We start from the raw sequence: 18,151 nt of genomic DNA, 5'->3' as shown, positions 1-18,151 counted from the left end.
CCCGAGGGTCCCCCATCGCTGTACGGTGCCCCCGCCCGACCGGCTGGGCGCACCTCCCAGCGGTAGCTGGGGGCGAGCCGAAGGGCCGCGCCGGTGCCGAAAGGGAGAACGCGCGGAGCCCCCGAGGGTCCCCCATCGCTGTGCGGTACCCCCGCCCGACCGGCTGGGCGCACCTCCCAGCGGTAGCTGGGGGCGAGCCGAAGGGCCGCGCCCCGCTGCCGAAAGGGAGAACACACAGGCCCCGAGGAACGAGGACCGAGCACGGTCGACCGTCGACAGGGGCCGAAGCGCCCCGGAGGCGAACCGAACCCCAAAAAAGGATGAAGGCCCGGACGCCCCGAGGGAGTCCGGGCCTTCGCCGAGGCCGTGAAGGGTTACAGACCCGCCGCCGAGCGCAGCGCGTCGACGCGGTCGGTGCGCTCCCAGGTGAAGTCGGGCACCTCGCGGCCGAAGTGGCCGTAGGCCGCCGTCTGGGCATAGATCGGGCGGAGCAGGTCGAGGTCGCGGATGATCGCGGCCGGGCGCAGGTCGAAGACCTCGGAGATGGCCTTCTCGATCTTCTCGGCGTCGACCGCGGCGGTGCCGAAGGTCTCGACGAAGAGGCCGACCGGCTCGGCCTTGCCGATGGCGTAGGCGACCTGGACCTCGCAGCGCTGGGCGAGGCCCGCGGCGACGACGTTCTTGGCGACCCAGCGCATGGCGTAGGCGGCGGAGCGGTCGACCTTGGACGGGTCCTTGCCGGAGAAGGCGCCGCCGCCGTGGCGGGACATGCCGCCGTAGGTGTCGATGATGATCTTGCGGCCGGTGAGGCCGGCGTCGCCCATGGGGCCGCCGATCTCGAAGCGGCCGGTCGGGTTGACCAGCAGCCGGTAGCCCTCGGTGTCGAGCTTGATGCCGTCTTCGACCAGCTCGTTCAGGACGTGCTCGACGACGAACTCGCGGATGTCGGGGGCGAGCAGCGAGTCCAGGTCGATGTCGGAGGCGTGCTGCGAGGAGACGACGACGGTGTCCAGGCGGACCGCCTTGTGGCCGTCGTACTCGATGGTGACCTGGGTCTTGCCGTCCGGACGCAGGTAGGGGATGGTCCCGTTCTTGCGGACGTCGGAGAGGCGGCGTGAGAGCCGGTGCGCCAGGTTGATCGGCAGCGGCATCAGCTCGGGGGTCTCGTCGCATGCGTAGCCGAACATCAGGCCCTGGTCGCCGGCGCCCTGCTTGTCCAGCTCGTCCTCGTCGCCCTCGACCCGGAGCTCGTAGGCCGAGTCGACGCCCTGGGCGATGTCGGGGGACTGTGAGCCGATCGACACCGAGACGCCGCAGGAGGCGCCGTCGAAGCCCTTCTTCGACGAGTCGTAGCCGATCTCGAGGATCTTGTTACGGACGAGCGACGCGATCGGAGCGTACGCCTTCGTCGTCACCTCGCCGGCCACATGTACCAGGCCGGTGGTGATCAGCGTCTCAACGGCAACCCGTGAGGTCGGGTCCTCCTTGAGGAGCGCGTCGAGGATGGTGTCGCTGATCTGGTCAGCGATCTTGTCAGGGTGACCCTCGGTCACAGATTCCGAGGTGAACAGGCGGCGGGACACATCGCTCCCTGGGGTTGCAGCGGCTGCTGGCTGATCATGGGCGGGACCGCCCGGGGGCTGCGCCCGGTGCGGTTCCTCGGCCAGTTTATCCGGCGCCTGCGCCGGTCGAGCATCCCCGTCCCACAGAACGGGCAGGCCGTGACCTGGAACATACCTCGCCGCGCGCCGAAAAACAGCACGGCACCGATACAGGAAGGTGCCATGGTCCGATCGGGCGCGCCCGGCCAGGCGCCGCCGCGGCTCAGGCCAGCCGCTGGGCCACCAGATCCCAGACCGTGTCGGCCAGGGCGTCCTTGGGGCCGTGCGGGACGGGAGTCTCGGTGCCGTCGGCCGCGAGCACCACGGCCTCATTGGTCTCGGCGCCGAACGTCTTGTGCACCCCCACCTCGTTCACCACAAGCAGATCGCACCCCTTGCGGGCGAGCTTCACCCGGCCGTTGACGAGCATGTCGTCGGTCTCGGCGGCGAAGCCGACGACGATCTGGCCGGGGCGGGCGCGCTCGGCGGAGATCTCCGCGAGAATGTCCGGATTTCGCACCAGGGCGAGCGGCTCGGGCTCCTGCCCGTCCCGCTTCTTGATCTTCCCCTGGGCGTAGTGCGCGGGGCGGAAGTCGGCGACGGCAGCGGCCATGACCACGGCGTCGGCGTCCGCGGCGGCTTTCAGGACCGCCTCCCGCAGCTGGCTCGCCGTCCCCGCGCGCACCACATCGGCGCCGGCCGGGTCGGGCAGCTCGCTGTTGACCGAGACAAGAGTCACTCTGGCGCCCCGGGCCACGGCGGCGCGGGCCAGGGCGTAGCCCTGCTTGCCGGTGGAGCGGTTGCCGAGGAAGCGCACCGGGTCCAGCGGCTCACGGGTGCCCCCCGCGCTGACGACCACATGCCGCCCGGCGAGGTCCTGCTCGGCGGCCCGCTCCCCGCGTGCCAGCACCCGGCGGCAGACCTCGAAGATCTCCCCCGGGTCGGGCAGCCGCCCCTTGCCGGTGTCCACGCCGGTCAGCCGCCCCACGGCGGGCTCGATGACGACGGCGCCGCGGCGGCGCAGGGTCGCCACGTTCTCCTGGGTGGCGGGGTGCTCCCACATCTCGGTGTGCATGGCGGGCGCGAAGACGACCGGACAGCGCGCGGTGAGCAGCGTATTGGTGAGCAGGTCGTCGGCGAGGCCGTGGGCGGCCTTGGCGAGCAGATCGGCGGTCGCGGGGGCGATCACCACCAGATCGGCGGGCTGGCCGATGCGCACATGCGGGACCTCGTGGACGGACTCCCACACCTCGGTCGTCGCCGGATGCCCGGAGAGCGCCGACCAGGTCGCCTCGCCGACGAAGTGCAGCGCCGAGGCGGTCGGGACGACACGCACGTCATGCCCGGACTCCGTGAGGCGCCGCAGCAGCTCGCACGCCTTGTACGCGGCGATCCCGCCGCTGACCCCCAGAACGATCCTGGGCCTGTCCGCCGTGGCCATCGCTCGACTCTCCCCACCGGGTACGTCCGTACGGTACGTACCCATGACACACCACAAGCCCGGCAGTCACGCCGCCGGGCCGGTGATGAGCGATCTGATACTTACTGAGCCGGGCCCTCGATGGCCTCGGAGGTCAGCAGACCCGCGTTGATCTCGCGAAGGGCGATGGAGAGCGGCTTCTCGTGGACGTGGGTGTCCACCAGGGGGCCGACGTACTCGAGCAGGCCCTCGCCGAGCTGGGAGTAGTACGCGTTGATCTGACGGGCACGCTTGGCCGCGTAGATCACGAGGCTGTACTTCGAGTCAGTGGCCTCGAGCAGCTCGTCGATCGGCGGGTTGATGATGCCCTCGGGCGCGGTCATGGGAGAGGACACGCTCTACCTTCCGAAAAGGGGAAAAAGATCTATAGAACCTTCGTCAAGGCTAGCAGCTCACGCGCCACGTCCTCGACGGAGGTGTTGACCAGGGTCGTATCGAACTCGGGCTCGGCGGCCAGCTCGGTCCGGGCGACCTCCAGACGCCGCTCGATGACCTCGGGCGCCTCGGTCCCCCGGCCGGTGAGCCGGCGCACCAGCTCGTCCCAGCTCGGCGGGGCGAGGAAGACCAGCTGCGCCTCCGGCATGGACTCCCGGATCTGCCGGGCGCCCTGCAGATCGATCTCCAGCAGCACCGGCTCGCCCGCGTCGAGCCGGTCCATGACCGCCTCACGCGGGGTGCCGTAGCGGTTTCCCGCGAACTCGGCCCACTCCAGCAGCTCACCATTGGCGACGAGCTTGTCGAACTCCCCGTCGTCCATGAAGAAATAGTGGACGCCGTCCCGCTCGCCGGGACGCGGCCTGCGGGTCGTCGCGGAGACCGAGAGCCAGACCTCGGGGTGTTCCTTGCGCAAATGGGCGACGACCGTGCTCTTGCCGACCCCGGAGGGGCCGGAGAGCACGGTCAGTCGCGGACCTGCGGAGTGTGCTGCTGCCATGAAGCAGATTATCCAGGTTCCCGGGGGTGCCTGGAAACGTCAGCCGGCGGCGCCGCCGAACTCACGCTCGAGCGATGCGATCTGGTTGGAGCCGAGGCCCCGCACACGGCGGCTCTCGGAGATGCCCAGGCGCTCCATGATCTGCTTGGCGCGGACCTTGCCGACGCCGGGCAGGGACTCGAGGAGAGCGGACACCTTCATCTTGCCGATGACATCGTTCTCCTGGCCCTGCTTGATGACCTCGTGCAGAGACGCGCCGGAGTGCTTGAGCCGATTCTTGACCTCGGCGCGCTCCCGGCGAGCCGCGGCGGCCTTTTCGAGCGCGGCTGCGCGCTGTTCAGGGGTAAGGGGCGGAAGAGCCACGCCTACGTCACCTCGGATGTCGAACTGTCGGATATGGACCGGTGAGGAACCTAGTCACCCCTCACCTGGGGAGCAACGCGCAACGCAGCTGCACGTTCGCTCTCGTCGGAGACTAGCGGCCGATCCCGCTCCAGTCAGCGAGAACAGACGAAAAGTCCTGGTCAGACTCGCTCGACTGGTACATTTCTGGCCAAAATGGCCGGGTTATTCGGCCACGGCACGCACGTCATCAGCCATTCGGGCCGCCGCCTCGACCAGCGAAGCCGCGTCCGGGCCGTGCCGGAGCACCCCTCGGCTGACGCTCGGGACGACATTTCCCACCGCCGCGCCGAAAACCTCCAGGAGGTCGGCGGGGGTCGCGCCCTGGGCGCCGATGCCGGGGGCCAGCAGCGGCCCGTCGATGGCCAGAGCGGCCCCCGCCCGGCCGGCGGCACCGCCCAGTGTCGCGCCGACGACCGCGCCGTACGAGCCGAGGCGGCCCTGCGCGGCCTCCTCGGCGTTCTCGGCCTTGAGGGCGGCCAGCACCGAGGCCGCGACGGTCGTCCCGTCGGGCCGCACCGCGTGCTGCACCTCGGCGCCCTCGGGGTTGGAGGTCAGCGCCAGGACGAAGACGCCCGCGCCGCTCGCCCGCGCGGCGTCCAGCGCGGGGCGCAGCGAGCCGAAGCCGAGGTACGGGCTGACGGTGACCGCGTCCGAGAACAGCGGGCTGGTGGGGTCGAGGTAGGCGGAGGCGTACGCGGCCATGGTCGACCCGATGTCGCCGCGCTTGGCGTCCATCAGCACCAGCGCCCCGGCGGCCCGGGCGTCCGCCACGGCCCGCTCCAGCACGGCGATGCCGCGCGAGCCGAAGCGCTCGAAGAAGGCCGACTGCGGCTTGAGGACGGCGACCCGCTCGGCCAGCGCGTCCACGACGGTCCGGGTGAACCTCTCGAGCCCCGTGACATCGTCCCCGAGCCCCCAGTCGGCGAGGAGCGAGGCGTGCGGATCGATCCCGACGCAGAGCGGGCCGCGGGTGTCCATGGCATGCCGCAGTCGCGTGCCGAAGGGGGTGGGCGTGGTGTCGGTCATGGGTTCTCCTCGGTGTGCGGGGGTGGCGGCGGGCAAGCCCTCGCCTCGCCCCTTCATGAAGCCAAGGGTCCCGCCCTCGGGACCCCGCGGGGCCGGGGGCGGGCAGGGCCCGGGGCCGCGGCCACCGGTGGGGGCCGGGGCCTTGCCTCGGTCCGCGGAAGGGGACGGACGGAGGGAAGCGACCGCTACGCGGCGTGCTCGGCGCCGACCGCGTCGGCGAGGGTGGCGTACGGGGAAGCCGCCAGGCGGGCTGCGAGGCCGCGGTGGATCTCGCGGCACCACAGCGGACCCTGGTAGATGAACGCGCTGTAGCCCTGGACCAGCGTGGCCCCCGCCAGGATCCGCTCCCAGACGTCGTCCGCGGTCTCGATCCCGCCGACACCGATGAGCGTCAGCCGGTCGCCCACCCGGGCGTACAGGCGGCGCAGCACCTCCAGCGAGCGGGCCTTGAGGGGCGCCCCGGAGAGGCCGCCGGTCTCGGCGGTCAGCTCCGCGGGGGACGTCAAGCCGAGACCGTCCCGCGCGATCGTCGTGTTCGTGGCGATGATGCCGTCCAGCCCCAGCTCGACCGCGAGATCGGCGACCGCGTCCACGTCCGCGTCGGCGAGATCTGGCGCGATCTTGACCAGAAGCGGCACCCGGCGCCCGGTGACCGTGCGGTCCGCGGCCTCGCGGACGGCGGTCAGCAGCGGCCGCAGATGGTCGACGGCCTGGAGATCCCGCAGTCCGGGGGTATTGGGCGAGGAGACGTTGACGACCAGGTAGTCCGCGTGGGCGGCGAGCCGCTCGGTGGACGTCACATAGTCGGCGACGGCTTCCGCCTCAGGGACGACCTTGGTCTTGCCGATGTTGACGCCGACCGTCGTACCGAAGGCGGGGCGGCGGGCGGCGAGGCGGGCGGCGACCGCGGCCGAGCCCTCGTTGTTGAAACCCATGCGGTTGATCAGCGCCCGGTCGGTGACGAGCCGGAAGAGCCGCTTCTTGGGGTTGCCGGGCTGCGGCTGGGCGGTGACCGTGCCGATCTCGACATGGTCGAAGCCAAGCATGGCCATGCCGTCGATGCCGACGGCGTTCTTGTCGAATCCGGCGGCGAGCCCGAAGGGCCCGTGCATCCGCAGGCCGAGCGCCTCGGTGCGCAGCGCCTGGTGGCGGGGCGCGAGGACGGCCGCGACGAGGGTGCGCAGGACGGGGACACGGGCGGCCAGCCGGATCCAGCCGAAGGCCAGATGGTGGGCGCTCTCGGGGTCCATGCGCCTGAAGATCAGGTTGAAGAGGAGTGCGTACATGGCGGCTTTCTGCGCGCGGGAAAGGGGGGCGGTCTCGCGAAGAGGGGGACACCTGCCGGTGTCCCCCTCTCGCCTCACTCCTCGCGAGCGGCGGTCAGACGTTCCGCGTGTTCCTGGAGGGACCGGACCCCGACGGCGCCCCGTCCGAGCGCCTCGATGCCCTGGACGGCGGCCGCGAGGGCCTGGACCGTGGTCAGGCAGGGGACGCCGCGGGCGACGGCCGCGGTACGGATGTCATAGCCGTCGAGACGGCCGCCGGTGCCGTACGGGGTGTTGACGATCAGATCGACCTGGCCGTCGTGGATGAGCTGGACGATGGTCTTCTCACCGCCCGGCCCCTCGCCCTCGCTCTGCTTGCGCACGACGGTGGCGTTGATGCCGTTGCGCTTGAGCACCTCGGCCGTGCCCGAGGTGGCCAGCAGTTCGAAGCCGAGGCCGACCAGCTCCCGGGCCGGGAAGATCATCGAACGCTTGTCGCGGTTGGCGACGGAGACGAACGCGCGCCCCTTGGTCGGCAGCGCACCGTACGCCCCGGCCTGCGACTTGGCGTACGCCGAGCCGAAGACCGTGTCGATGCCCATGACCTCGCCGGTCGAGCGCATCTCCGGGCCGAGGATGGTGTCCACACCGCGCCCGGACGCGTCCCGGAAGCGCGACCAGGGCATCACGGCCTCCTTGACGGAGATCGGCGCGTCCAGCGGCAGCGTGCCCCCGTCGCCGCTGGAGGGCAGCAGCCCCTCGGCGCGCAGCTCGGCGATGGTCGCGCCCAGCGAGATCCGGGCGGCGGCCTTGGCCAGCGGTACGGCGGTGGCCTTGGAGGTGAAGGGGACCGTACGGGAGGCGCGCGGGTTCGCCTCCAGGACGTAGAGGATGTCCCCGGCCATCGCGAACTGGATGTTGATCAGCCCGCGCACGCCGACGCCGCGCGCGATGGCCTCGGTCGAGGCGCGCAGCCGCTTGATGTCGAAGCCGCCGAGGGTGATCGGGGGCAGGGCGCAGGCCGAGTCGCCGGAGTGGATACCGGCCTCCTCGATGTGCTCCATGACGCCGCCGAGGTAGAGCTCATGGCCGTCGTAGAGCGCGTCGACGTCGATCTCGATGGCGTCGTCGAGGAAGCGGTCGATGAGCACCGGGTGCTCGGAGATCAGGCCCGCGTGCCGCTGCAGATACGCGGCGAGCGAGGGCTCGTCGTAGACGATCTCCATACCCCGGCCGCCCAGCACGTACGAGGGGCGGACCATGACCGGGTAGCCGATCTCGGCGGCGATGCCCTTGGCCTGTTCGAAGGAGAAGGCGGTGCCGTACTTCGGGGCGGGCAGCCCGGCCTCGGTGAGCACCCGGCCGAAGGCGCCGCGCTCCTCGGCGAGGTTGATCGCCTCGGGCGAGGTGCCGACGATCGGCACGCCGTTGTCCTTGAGCGCCTGGGCGAGGCCCAGCGGGGTCTGGCCGCCGAGCTGGACGATCACGCCGGCCACCGGGCCCGCCTGCGCTTCCGCGTGGACGATCTCCAGTACGTCCTCCAGGGTGAGCGGCTCGAAGTAGAGCCGGTCGGAGGTGTCGTAGTCGGTGGAGACGGTCTCCGGGTTGCAGTTGACCATGACGGTCTCGTAGCCCGCGTCGTGCAGCGCGAAGGAGGCGTGGACGCACGAGTAGTCGAACTCGATGCCCTGGCCGATCCGGTTGGGTCCCGAGCCGAGGATGATCACGGCGGGGTTCTCGCGCGGGGCGACCTCGGACTCCTCGTCGTAGGAGGAGTAGAAGTACGGGGTCTTCGCGGCGAATTCGGCGGCGCAGGTGTCGACCGTCTTGTAGACGGGCCGGATGCCCAGCGCGTGCCGCACCTCGCGGACCACGTCCTCGCGCAGCGAGCGGATCCCGCCGATCTGGGCGTCGGAGAAGCCGTGTCGCTTGGCCTCGGAGAGCAGCTCGGGGCCGAGCTTGTCGGCGGCCGCGATCTCGTCCGCGACCTCCTTGATCAGGAAGAGCTGGTCGACGAACCACGGGTCGATCTTCGTGGCGTCGAAGATCTCCTGCGGGGTGGCCCCGGCACGGATGGCCCGCATGACCGTGTTGATCCGGCCATCGGTCGGCACCACGGCCTGGGCCAGCAGCTCGGCCCTGTCGCCGGGCTCGCCGGTGAAGTCGAACTGGCTGCCCTTCTTCTCCAGCGAGCGCAGCGCCTTCTGCAGCGCCTCGGTGAAGTTACGGCCGATGGCCATGGCCTCGCCGACCGACTTCATGGTGGTGGTGAGGCGGGCGTCGGCGGCCGGGAACTTCTCGAAGGCGAAGCGGGGCACCTTGACGACGACGTAGTCGAGCGTGGGCTCGAAGGACGCCGGGGTCTTCTCGGTGATGTCGTTCGGGATCTCGTCGAGCGTGTAGCCGACGGCCAGCCGGGCGGCGATCTTGGCGATGGGGAAGCCGGTCGCCTTGGAGGCCAGCGCGGAGGAGCGGGAGACCCGCGGGTTCATCTCGATGACGATGACCCGGCCGTCCTCGGGGTTGACCGCGAACTGGATGTTGCAGCCGCCGGTGTCGACGCCGACCTCGCGGATCACGGCGATGCCGATGTCCCGCAGGATCTGGTACTCGCGGTCGGTCAGGGTCATCGCCGGGGCGACGGTGATCGAGTCACCGGTGTGCACGCCCATGGGGTCGAAGTTCTCGATGGAGCAGACGACCACGACGTTGTCGTGCTTGTCGCGCATCAGCTCCAGCTCGTACTCCTTCCAGCCGAGGATGGACTCCTCCAGGAGCACCTCGGTGGTGGGCGAGAGGGCCAGGCCCTGCCCGGCGATGCGGCGCAGCTCCTCCTCGTCGTGCGCGAAGCCGGAGCCCGCGCCGCCCATGGTGAAGGAGGGGCGGACGACGACGGGGTAGCCGCCGAGCTCGTCCACGCCCGCGAGGACGTCGTCCATGGAGTGGCAGATGACCGAGCGGGCGGACTCACCGTGGCCGATCTTGGCGTTGACGGCCTCGACGACATGCTTGAACTGATCGCGGTCCTCGCCCTTGTGGATCGCCTCGACATTGGCGCCGATCAGCTCGACGCCGTACTCGTCGAGGGTGCCCGCCTCATGGAGGGAGATCGCGGTGTTGAGCGCGGTCTGGCCGCCGAGGGTGGGCAGCAGCGCGTCGGGGCGCTCCTTGGCGATGATCTTCTCGACGTACTCCGGGGTGATCGGCTCGACATACGTCGCGTCGGCGATCTCCGGGTCGGTCATGATCGTGGCCGGGTTGGAGTTGACCAGGATGACCCGCAGCCCCTCGGCCTTGAGGACGCGGCACGCCTGGGTGCCGGAGTAGTCGAACTCGGCTGCCTGGCCGATGACGATCGGGCCGGAGCCGATCACCAGAACGGACTGGATGTCGGTGCGCTTAGGCACGCTGGCCCTCCATCAGGGAGACGAAGCGGTCGAACAGGTATGCGGCGTCATGCGGACCGGCTGCGGCTTCGGGGTGGTACTGGACGCTGAAAGCGGGGCGGTCGAGCAACCGCAGCCCCTCGACCACGTTGTCGTTGAGGCAGACATGGGAGACCTCGGCCCGCCCGTAGGGGGTGTCGGAGGCCCGGTCGAGCGGGGCGTCCACGGCGAAGCCGTGGTTGTGCGCGGTGACCTCGACCTTCCCGGTGGTCCGGTCCTGCACCGGCTGGTTGATCCCGCGGTGCCCGTACTTCAGCTTGTACGTGCCGAAGCCGAGCGCCCGGCCGAGGATCTGGTTGCCGAAGCAGATGCCGAACAGCGGGGTGGACCGCTCCAGGACGCTTCGCATGAGGGAGACGGGGTGGTCGGCGGTGGCCGGGTCGCCCGGTCCGTTGGAGAAGAAGACCCCGTCCGGGTTCATGGCGTAGATGTCGTCGGCGGTGGCGGTCGCGGGCAGCACATGCACCTCGATGCCGCGCTCGGCCATCCGGTGCGGGGTCATGCCCTTGATGCCCAGGTCGATCGCGGCGACGGTGAACCGCTTGGTGCCGATCGCGGGGACCACGTACGCCTCGGCGGTGGCGACCTCGCCGCTCAGGTCGGCGCCCTTCATCTGCGGGGCGGCCCGCACCTTGGCGAGCAGCGCGGCCTCGTCGGCGATGGCCGCCCCGGAGAAGATGCCGACGCGCATGGCGCCGCGCTCGCGCAGATGGCGGGTGAGCGCGCGGGTGTCGATACCGCTGATGCCGACGACGCCCTGGGCGGTGAGCTCGTCGTCCAGCGAGCGGCGGGAGCGCCAGTTGGAGGGCGTACGGGCCGGGTCGCGCACCACATAGCCGGAGACCCAGATGCGCTTCGACTCGGGGTCCTCGTCGTTGATGCCGGTGTTGCCGATGTGCGGGGCGGTCATGACGACGACCTGGCGGTGGTAGGACGGGTCGGTCAGGGTCTCCTGGTAGCCGGTCATACCGGTGGAGAACACGGCCTCGCCGAAGGTCTCCCCCACGGCCCCGTAGGCACGGCCGCGGAAGGTGCGGCCGTCCTCCAGGACGAGTACGGCGGGGGTCTTGGCCCCCCGGGTGGAGGTCGTCATCGTGCGCCTTCCTGTTCTTGCTCGGTGTTCTCGGTGCCCAGGGCGCGGGCCCAGGCCGGGTGCTCGGCGACGTGGCCGGAGCGGAAGCCGGAGTCGATCAGCCGGTCGCCCAGCTGCCAGGTGATCACCAGCAGCCCGCCCTCGGCGAGGACCTTGCCGGCGATGCCCTTGTCGAGGCGGGCGCCGCGAAGGCTGCCTGCCGGGATGAAGAAGTCCCGGGCGCCCGGCCTGACGACGATCAGGCCCTGGTCGGTCAGGGTGAGCTCGACGCGGCTGCGGGTGCCGAGGCCATGGGCGACGATCCGGTCGAGCCACTGCCCGGCGGTGGTCGAGCCGTGGTAGCGGCCGGTCAGGGAGAGCCTGGCCTCGCCGGGGTCGGCGGGCGCCTCGGGCAGCTCGGGCAGATCGCCCTGGAGCGTGCCGCGCCACTTCCAGCCCTCGCGCATCAGCCAGTAGACGAGCCCGATGACCAGCAGCAGCCCGACGACCCAGCCGATGCGGGCGGCCCAGTCCGTCACGTCCTGCGACTTCTGCCCGGCCGCGAGGGCCACGAGGCCCGCAGCCGGATTACTCAGAGATGTCACGCCAGTTTCCCGTCCACAACCGTCGCCCGGCCCCGCAGGAAGGTGTGTGTCACTCGGCCCGGCAGTTCACGGCCCTCATAGGGGGTGTTGCGGCTGCGGGAGGCGAAGCCCGCGGGGTTCACCACACCACGGTAAGCGGAGTCGAGGAGGGTCAGGTTCGCGGGCTCCCCGGCGGCGATGGGGCGGCCATGGCCCGCGAGCCGGCCGATGGCCGAGGGGCGCGTGGACATCCGGTCGGCGACGCCCGCCCAGTCCAGCAGTCCGGTGTCGACCATCGTGTGCTGGACGACGGGCAGCGCGGTCTCCAGGCCCACCATGCCCATGGCCGCGGCGCCCCACTCGCAGTCCTTGTCCTCGTGCGGATGCGGGGCGTGGTCGGTGGCGACGCAGTCGATGGTGCCGTCGGCGAGCGCCTCGCGCAGCGCCATGACGTCGGCCCCGGTGCGCAGCGGCGGGTTCACCTTGTAGACCGGGTCGTAGGACCGTACGAGCTCATCGGTGAGCAGCAGATGGTGCGGGGTGACCTCGGCGGTGACGTGCCAGCCCTTGGACTTGGCCCAGCGGACGATCTCGACCGAGCCCGCGGTGGACAGATGGCAGATGTGCACCCGGGAGCCGACGTGCGCGGCGAGCAGCACATCGCGGGCGATGATCGACTCCTCGGCGACGGCCGGCCAGCCGCCGAGACCGAGCTCGGCGGAGACGATGCCCTCGTTCATCTGGGCGCCCTCGGTCAGCCGCGGCTCCTGGGCGTGCTGGGCGATGACGCCGCCGAACGCCTTCACATACTCCAGGGCGCGGCGCATGATCACGGCGTCGTCCACGCACTTGCCGTCGTCGGAGAAGACCCGCACCCCGGCGGCGGACTCGTGCATGGCGCCGAGCTCGGCGAGCTTCTTGCCCTCCAGGCCGACGGTCACCGCGCCGATGGGCTGGACGTCGCAGTAGCCGGACTCCCTGCCGAGCCGCCACACCTGCTCCACGACGCCCGCGGTGTCGGCGACGGGGAAGGTGTTGGCCATGGCGTGGACGGCGGTGAAGCCGCCGACCGCGGCGGCCTTGGTGCCGGTGAGGACGGTCTCGGAGTCCTCGCGGCCGGGCTCGCGCAGATGGGTGTGGAGATCGACGAGGCCGGGGAGCAGGATCTGCCCCTCCGCGTCGATCACGGTGGCGTCGCCCGCGTCGATCCCGGTGCCGACGGCGGCGATCCGCTCGCCCTCGATCAACACGTCCCGCGGCTCGCCACCGAGCACCTTCGCGCCGCGCAGCAGCGTCTTGTTCGGGTCGGTCATGGTTACTTGCTCTCCTCGGTGCGGGCGGCGGCGACGGCAGGCTCATTGCCGCCGAGCAGCAGGTACAGGACGGCCATGCGGATCGAGACACCGTTGGCGACCTGCTCGACGGCGGTGCAGCGGTCGGAGTCGGCCACCTCGGCGGTGATCTCCATACCGCGGTTCATCGGGCCGGGGTGCATGACGATGGCGTGCTCCGGCATCCGGGCCATGCGGTCGCCGTCCAGGCCGTAGCGGCGGGCGTACTCGCGCTCGGTGGGGAAGAACGCGGCGTTCATGCGCTCGCGCTGGACGCGCAGCATCATCACGGCGTCGGACTTGCCGACGACCGCGTCCAGGTCGTACGAGACCTCGCAGGGCCAGCTCTCGATGCCGAAGGGGACCAGGGTCGGCGGGGCGACCAGGGTGACCTCCGCGCCGAGGGTGGACAGCAGATGGACGTTGGAGCGGGCGACGCGGCTGTGCAGCACGTCACCGACGATCGTGATCCGGCGGCCGGCCAGGTCCTGTCCGGTGCCCGAGCTCCCCGAGCTCAGATGGCGGCGCATGGTGAAGGCGTCGAGCAGCGCCTGGGTGGGGTGCTCATGGGTGCCGTCACCGGCGTTGACGACCGAGCCGCCGATCCAGCCGGAGGTGGCGAGCCGGTGCGGGGCGCCGGAGGCGTGGTGCCGGATGACGACGGCGTCGGCGCCCATCGCCTCCAGGGTGAGCGCGGTGTCCTTCAGGGACTCGCCCTTGGAGACCGAGGAGCCCTTGGCGGAGAAGTTGATGACGTCGGCGGACAGCCGCTTGGCCGCCGCCTCGAAGGAGATGCGGGTACGGGTCGAGTCCTCGAAGAAGAGGTTCACGACGGTGCGGCCGCGCAGGGTCGGCAGCTTCTTGATCGGCCGGTCGGCGAGCCGGGCCAGCTCCTCGGCGGTGTCGAGGATCAGGACGGCGTCGTCGCGCGAGAGGTCGGCGGCCGAGATGAGATGACGCTTCATCCGGTTGCTCCGTGGGTTAAGGAGGGATGCGGGTGTGCGGGCGGGCAGGCGCGGGGACCGGGGTCCTGGAGACCACCGGTGGTCCGGCGGGCGGGCACCCGGGATCACCGGGACCGTGCCGTCGGTACGCGGGCGCTACTTCCCGTCCGCGGGGGCGGTCTCGCGCAGGCCGAGGAGCACGCTGTCGCGGCCGTCCTCCTCGGCGAGGTGGACCTTGACCGTCTCCCGCAGCGACGTGGGGAGGTTCTTGCCGACGTAGTCGGCGCGGATCGGCAGTTCACGGTGGCCGCGGTCGACGAGGACCGCGAGCTGCACCGCGCGCGGCCGCCCGATGTCACCCAGGGCGTCCAGCGCGGCGCGGATGGTGCGGCCGGAGAAGAGCACATCGTCCACGAGGACCACCAGACGGCCGTCGATGCCGTCGCCTGGGATCTCGGTGCGGGCGAGCGCACGGGCCGGGCGCAGCCGTAGGTCGTCGCGGTACATCGTGATGTCGAGCGAGCCGACCGGAACCTCGCCGGGCGACCTTTCGGTGATCTCTTCCAGCCGGGCGGCCAGCCGCCGGGCGAGATGGACACCGCGGGTGGGAATGCCGAGCAGCACCACGTCGTCGGCGCCCTTGGCGCGTTCGACGATCTCGTGGGCGATACGGGTGAGAACCCGCGCGATATCCGGTGCTTCCAGCACGGAGCGCGCGGCGTCCGAGGTACGTGGGTCCATAAGAAACGGACCTCCTTCTCCGCCTCACGGGACGGACCTTAAAGGACGTCGGATTTGCGCCATTCACACTAGCAGGGGTGTGGCGGCCGCCCGTCAACGCCCCTGGCGGGAGCCCCTCCGCTCCATTCGGCTTGACGAATGGAGATTACGCTGCGTAACCTCACAGTGAGTTACCAGTCTTCGTCCGGGGAGCTTTATGTCCAGCGAATACGCCAAACAGCTCGGGGCCAAGCTCCGCGCCATCCGCACCCAGCAGGGCCTCTCCCTTCACGGCGTCGAGGAGAAGTCCCAGGGCCGCTGGAAGGCCGTGGTGGTGGGATCGTATGAGCGCGGCGACCGCGCCGTGACCGTGCAGCGGCTCGCCGAGCTCGCCGACTTCTACGGCGTCCCGGTGCAGGAGCTGCTCCCGGGCACGAGCCCGGCCGGGGCCGCCGAACCGCCGCCGAAGCTGGTACTGGACCTGGAGCGGCTGGCACATGTGCCGGTCGAGAAGGCAGGCCCGCTGCAGCGGTATGCCGCCACGATCCAGAGCCAGCGCGGTGACTACAACGGCAAGGTGCTCTCGATCCGACAGGACGATCTGCGCACCCTCGCCGTCATCTATGACCAGTCTCCGTCCGTGCTGACCGAGCAGCTGATCAGCTGGGGCGTGCTGGGCGCCGACGCCCGCCGTGCGGTCCAGCATGAGGATGTCTGAGTCGACTACCCCCTCAACCAGCAGAAACGTGCCGCCGGGGGCGGTGGAGACCTTCACGGTCCTCCACCGCCCCCGGCGGCTTTGTCATGTCTGGCGCGTGCCGTGCGGCGCGGCTATGCCTGGTCCTCCGGTTCGCGGCGCAGACTCGGCTTCAGCTCCTTGAGACGGCCCAGCAGACCGTTGACAAAGGCCGGCGAGTCATCGGTGGAGAACTCCTTGGCGAGCTGCACCGCCTCGTCGATCACCACCGCGTCCGGGGTCGCGTCCTCCCACAGCAGCTCGTACGCGCCGAGCCGCAGGATGTTCCGGTCGACGACCGGCATCCGGTCCAGCGTCCAGCCCACCGCGTAGGTGGCGAGCAGCTCGTCGATCCGGGCGGTGTGCTGCGCATACCCCTCGACGAGCTGCATCGTGTATTCGCTGACCGGCGGCTGCCGGTCGTCGGTCCGGGCGTGCCGAATCCAGTCCGCCAGGACCGTCTGCACGGAGCTGCCACGCTGGTCGGCCTCGAAAAGGATCTGAAAGGCACGCTTACGGGCCTTGTTGCGGGCAGCCACGGTTAGTTGTTCACCCGGCCGAGGTACTCACCGGAGCGGGTGTCAACCTTGATCTTCTCACCGGTGGTGATGAACAGCGGAACGCCGATCTCATAGCCCGTCTCGAGCTTGGCGGGCTTGGTGCCCCCGGTGGAGCGGTCGCCCTGGACGCCCGGCTCGGTGTACTCGATCACCAGCTCGACGGCGGCGGGAAGCTCGACGTACAGCGGGTTGCCCTCGTACATCGCCACGACCGCCTCGAACCCCTCGAGCAGATAGCGGGCGTTGTCGCCGACGACCTCGGGGCTGATGTAGATCTGGTCGAACGTGTCCATGTCCATGAACACAAAGCTCTCGCCGTCCTTGTACGAGAACTGCATGCCGCGCTTGTCGACATTGGCCGTCTCGACCTTCACACCGGCGTTGAAGGTCTTGTCGACCACCTTTCCGGACAGCACATTCTTGAGCTTGGTGCGCACGAATGCAGGGCCCTTGCCGGGCTTGACGTGCTGAAACTCGACAACGGACCAGAGCTGGCCCCCTTCGAGCTTGAGCACCAATCCGTTCTTCAGATCGTTCGTGGATGCCACGGTTGCGGGATCTCCTGGACTACAGCTGGTGGAGACCAGAAAGATGCGGCGCGCCGTCAACCGGCCGAAGCCAAGCTAGAGCGCGAGCAGCTCTTTGGTCGTGATGGTGAGTAGCTCGGGTCCGCCGTCCGCCTCAGGGCGGACGACGAGCGTGTCATCGATCCGGACACCGCCCCGGCCCGGGAGGTGGACCCCCGGCTCGACGGTGACCGGCACACAAGCGTCCAGTTTACCCATGGCTGACGGTGCCAGCCGAGGGTCCTCGTCGATTTCCAGGCCCACACCGTGTCCCATACTGGCTTCCAGCGCCTCCCCGTACCCCGCGGCGTCCAGCACCTGGCGCGTCACCCGGTCCACGTCCCGGTACCCCATGCCCGGCAGCAGCGCCTCCCGCCCGGCCCGCTGAGCGGCGAAGACGACGTCGTACAGCTCGACCTGCCAGTCCGCGGGCGAGGGCCCGATGACAAACGTACGGCCCACCTGGCAGCGGTAGCCTCGGTAGTCGGCGCCGAGCCGGATGGTGAGAAAGTCGCCCTCCTCGACCCGCCGGTCGGTCGGCAGATGGCCGGGCCGGCCCGCGTTGGGCCCGGCGGCGACCACGGTGGGAAAGGCGGGGCCGTCCGCGCCATGGTCCACCAGCCGGCGCTCCAGCTCCAGCGCGAGATGGCGCTCGGTCCGGCCCACCAGGATCGACTCCAGCAGCTCACCGAGCGCCTGGTCGGCGAGTTCCCCGGCGATCCGCATGGACGAGATCTCCTCGTCGTCCTTGACGAGCCGCAGCTGCTCCACGGCCCGGCCCAGATCTGCCAGGCGGAGATTCGGGGCGGCTGAGTCCAGGGCCCGGTGGCGGGCGACCGTCAGGTCGTGTTCCTCGACGGACAGCGAGTCGGCGCCGTCGGCCGCGGCCAGATCGGCGGCGGCCACCGCCGGATCGCCGTCCGGACCGGGCAGTACGAGCAGCCGCAGATCATCGGGGTGCGGGCCCGGCCCCAGGCCCCACGACGGCGTCTCGGACGCCACCAGCACATCCTGCGCGGGCCCGAGGAGCAACACCGCGCCGGGCGGCGCGGCGCCGCACAGATAGCGCACATTGGCGGGCCGGGAGACCAGCACGGCGGCGCTCCCGGCCGCGGCGCACTGATCGTGCAGGCGGGCGCGTCGGGCCGCGTACACCTCGGACATGCCCCGAGCGTACGCAGTCCCAGGCGAGACGGCCGGTCGAACGCGGCCGGTAGAGCTACCGGCTGGCCGGCCGCCCCCGGCGAGTGAGCCGAAGCGCCGCGCCGCTGTCGAGCCTGGGGCGGCCCCAGCGCTCGGGTGCCCCCGGCTGGGGGCGAGCCGAAAGGGCGCACCGCTGTCGAGCCTCGGGTAGTCGGCGAGTGAGCCGAAGGGGCGCACCGCTGCCGAGCCTGGGGCGGCCCCAGCGCTCGGGTGCCCCCGGCTGGGGGCGAGCCGAAAGGGCGCACCGCTGTCGAGCCTCGGGTAGTCGGCGAGTGAGC

Annotated in this window: 17 protein-coding genes; 1 reads left to right on the top strand and 16 read right to left on the bottom strand. The window is 70.8% G+C overall.

Translation table 11 applies throughout. The features are described 5' to 3' along the window. Positions 1–374 precede the first annotated feature (374 nt). The 13 genes from metK to pyrR form a co-directional block, all read right to left on the bottom strand. On the bottom strand, positions 375–1,583 hold the full coding sequence (gene metK, locus ABZS71_RS11350) for a methionine adenosyltransferase (RefSeq protein ID WP_356208976.1): 1,209 nt from the start codon (positions 1,581–1,583) through the stop codon (positions 375–377). 241 nt (positions 1,584–1,824) lie between these two features. Beyond that, a complete protein-coding gene (coaBC, locus tag ABZS71_RS11345; protein WP_356208973.1) occupies positions 1,825–3,042 on the bottom strand; it encodes a bifunctional phosphopantothenoylcysteine decarboxylase/phosphopantothenate--cysteine ligase CoaBC in 1,218 nt (405 codons plus the stop codon). 101 nt (positions 3,043–3,143) lie between these two features. Beyond that, a complete protein-coding gene (gene rpoZ, locus ABZS71_RS11340; RefSeq protein ID WP_009713616.1) occupies positions 3,144–3,416 on the bottom strand; it encodes a DNA-directed RNA polymerase subunit omega in 273 nt (90 codons plus the stop codon). A gap of 29 nt (positions 3,417–3,445) precedes the next feature. Further along, on the bottom strand, positions 3,446–4,015 hold the full coding sequence (gene gmk / locus ABZS71_RS11335; protein WP_356208971.1) for a guanylate kinase: 570 nt from the start codon (positions 4,013–4,015) through the stop codon (positions 3,446–3,448). Between the two features lie 39 nt (positions 4,016–4,054). Next, positions 4,055–4,378: an integration host factor gene (locus tag ABZS71_RS11330; RefSeq protein WP_009713618.1), complete on the bottom strand. Its 324-nt coding sequence runs from the start codon at positions 4,376–4,378 to the stop codon at positions 4,055–4,057. A 204-nt stretch (positions 4,379–4,582) separates the two neighbouring features. Further along, complete coding sequence (gene pyrF / locus ABZS71_RS11325; protein ID WP_356208970.1) at positions 4,583–5,446, bottom strand: orotidine-5'-phosphate decarboxylase; 864 nt, start codon at positions 5,444–5,446, stop codon at positions 4,583–4,585. Between the two features lie 185 nt (positions 5,447–5,631). Beyond that, positions 5,632–6,732 carry a quinone-dependent dihydroorotate dehydrogenase gene (locus tag ABZS71_RS11320; protein ID WP_356208969.1) on the bottom strand — a complete coding sequence of 367 codons (1,101 nt, stop codon included), beginning with the start codon at positions 6,730–6,732 and terminating at the stop codon, positions 5,632–5,634. Positions 6,733–6,806: 74 nt separating this feature from the next. Then, complete coding sequence (gene carB, locus ABZS71_RS11315; protein WP_356208968.1) at positions 6,807–10,118, bottom strand: carbamoyl-phosphate synthase large subunit; 3,312 nt, start codon at positions 10,116–10,118, stop codon at positions 6,807–6,809. Then, positions 10,111–11,250 carry a glutamine-hydrolyzing carbamoyl-phosphate synthase small subunit gene (gene carA / locus ABZS71_RS11310; RefSeq protein ID WP_355855295.1) on the bottom strand — a complete coding sequence of 380 codons (1,140 nt, stop codon included), beginning with the start codon at positions 11,248–11,250 and terminating at the stop codon, positions 10,111–10,113. The genes carB and carA overlap by 8 nt, the downstream gene beginning before the upstream one ends. Beyond that, positions 11,247–11,834 (bottom strand): hypothetical protein, encoded by a 588-nt coding sequence (locus ABZS71_RS11305; protein WP_356208966.1) that lies wholly within the window; start codon positions 11,832–11,834, stop codon positions 11,247–11,249. Before ABZS71_RS11305 ends, carA begins: the two co-directional genes overlap by 4 nt. Beyond that, positions 11,831–13,126, bottom strand: a complete 1,296-nt coding sequence (locus ABZS71_RS11300; protein ID WP_356208965.1) for a dihydroorotase — start codon at positions 13,124–13,126, stop codon at positions 11,831–11,833. The genes ABZS71_RS11305 and ABZS71_RS11300 overlap by 4 nt, the downstream gene beginning before the upstream one ends. 2 nt (positions 13,127–13,128) lie before the next feature. Beyond that, positions 13,129–14,109, bottom strand: coding sequence for an aspartate carbamoyltransferase catalytic subunit (locus ABZS71_RS11295; RefSeq protein WP_355855286.1), 981 nt, complete (start codon positions 14,107–14,109; stop codon positions 13,129–13,131). Positions 14,110–14,244: 135 nt separating this feature from the next. Beyond that, a complete protein-coding gene (pyrR, locus tag ABZS71_RS11290) occupies positions 14,245–14,829 on the bottom strand; it encodes a bifunctional pyr operon transcriptional regulator/uracil phosphoribosyltransferase PyrR (RefSeq protein ID WP_355855283.1) in 585 nt (194 codons plus the stop codon). 196 nt (positions 14,830–15,025) lie between these two features. Here pyrR and bldD point away from each other — a divergent pair, with 196 nt between their 5' ends. Then, a complete protein-coding gene (gene bldD / locus ABZS71_RS11285; protein ID WP_014056259.1) occupies positions 15,026–15,526 on the top strand; it encodes a transcriptional regulator BldD in 501 nt (166 codons plus the stop codon). A gap of 113 nt (positions 15,527–15,639) precedes the next feature. On the opposite strand, the gene nusB is transcribed toward bldD, so the two are convergent. The 3 genes from nusB to ABZS71_RS11270 form a co-directional block, all read right to left on the bottom strand. Next, a complete protein-coding gene (gene nusB / locus ABZS71_RS11280) occupies positions 15,640–16,083 on the bottom strand; it encodes a transcription antitermination factor NusB (protein ID WP_355855280.1) in 444 nt (147 codons plus the stop codon). 2 nt (positions 16,084–16,085) lie between these two features. Then, positions 16,086–16,652 (bottom strand): elongation factor P, encoded by a 567-nt coding sequence (efp, locus tag ABZS71_RS11275; RefSeq protein ID WP_356208964.1) that lies wholly within the window; start codon positions 16,650–16,652, stop codon positions 16,086–16,088. 75 nt (positions 16,653–16,727) lie between these two features. Further along, positions 16,728–17,834, bottom strand: a complete 1,107-nt coding sequence (locus ABZS71_RS11270) for an aminopeptidase P family protein (RefSeq protein WP_356208963.1) — start codon at positions 17,832–17,834, stop codon at positions 16,728–16,730. Positions 17,835–18,151 lie beyond the last annotated feature (317 nt).

It is taken from the genome of Streptomyces sp. NPDC005393, assembly GCF_040606675.1.
Lineage (GTDB): Bacteria > Actinomycetota > Actinomycetes > Streptomycetales > Streptomycetaceae > Streptomyces.
This window is presented reverse-complemented; position numbering and strand designations above follow the sequence as displayed.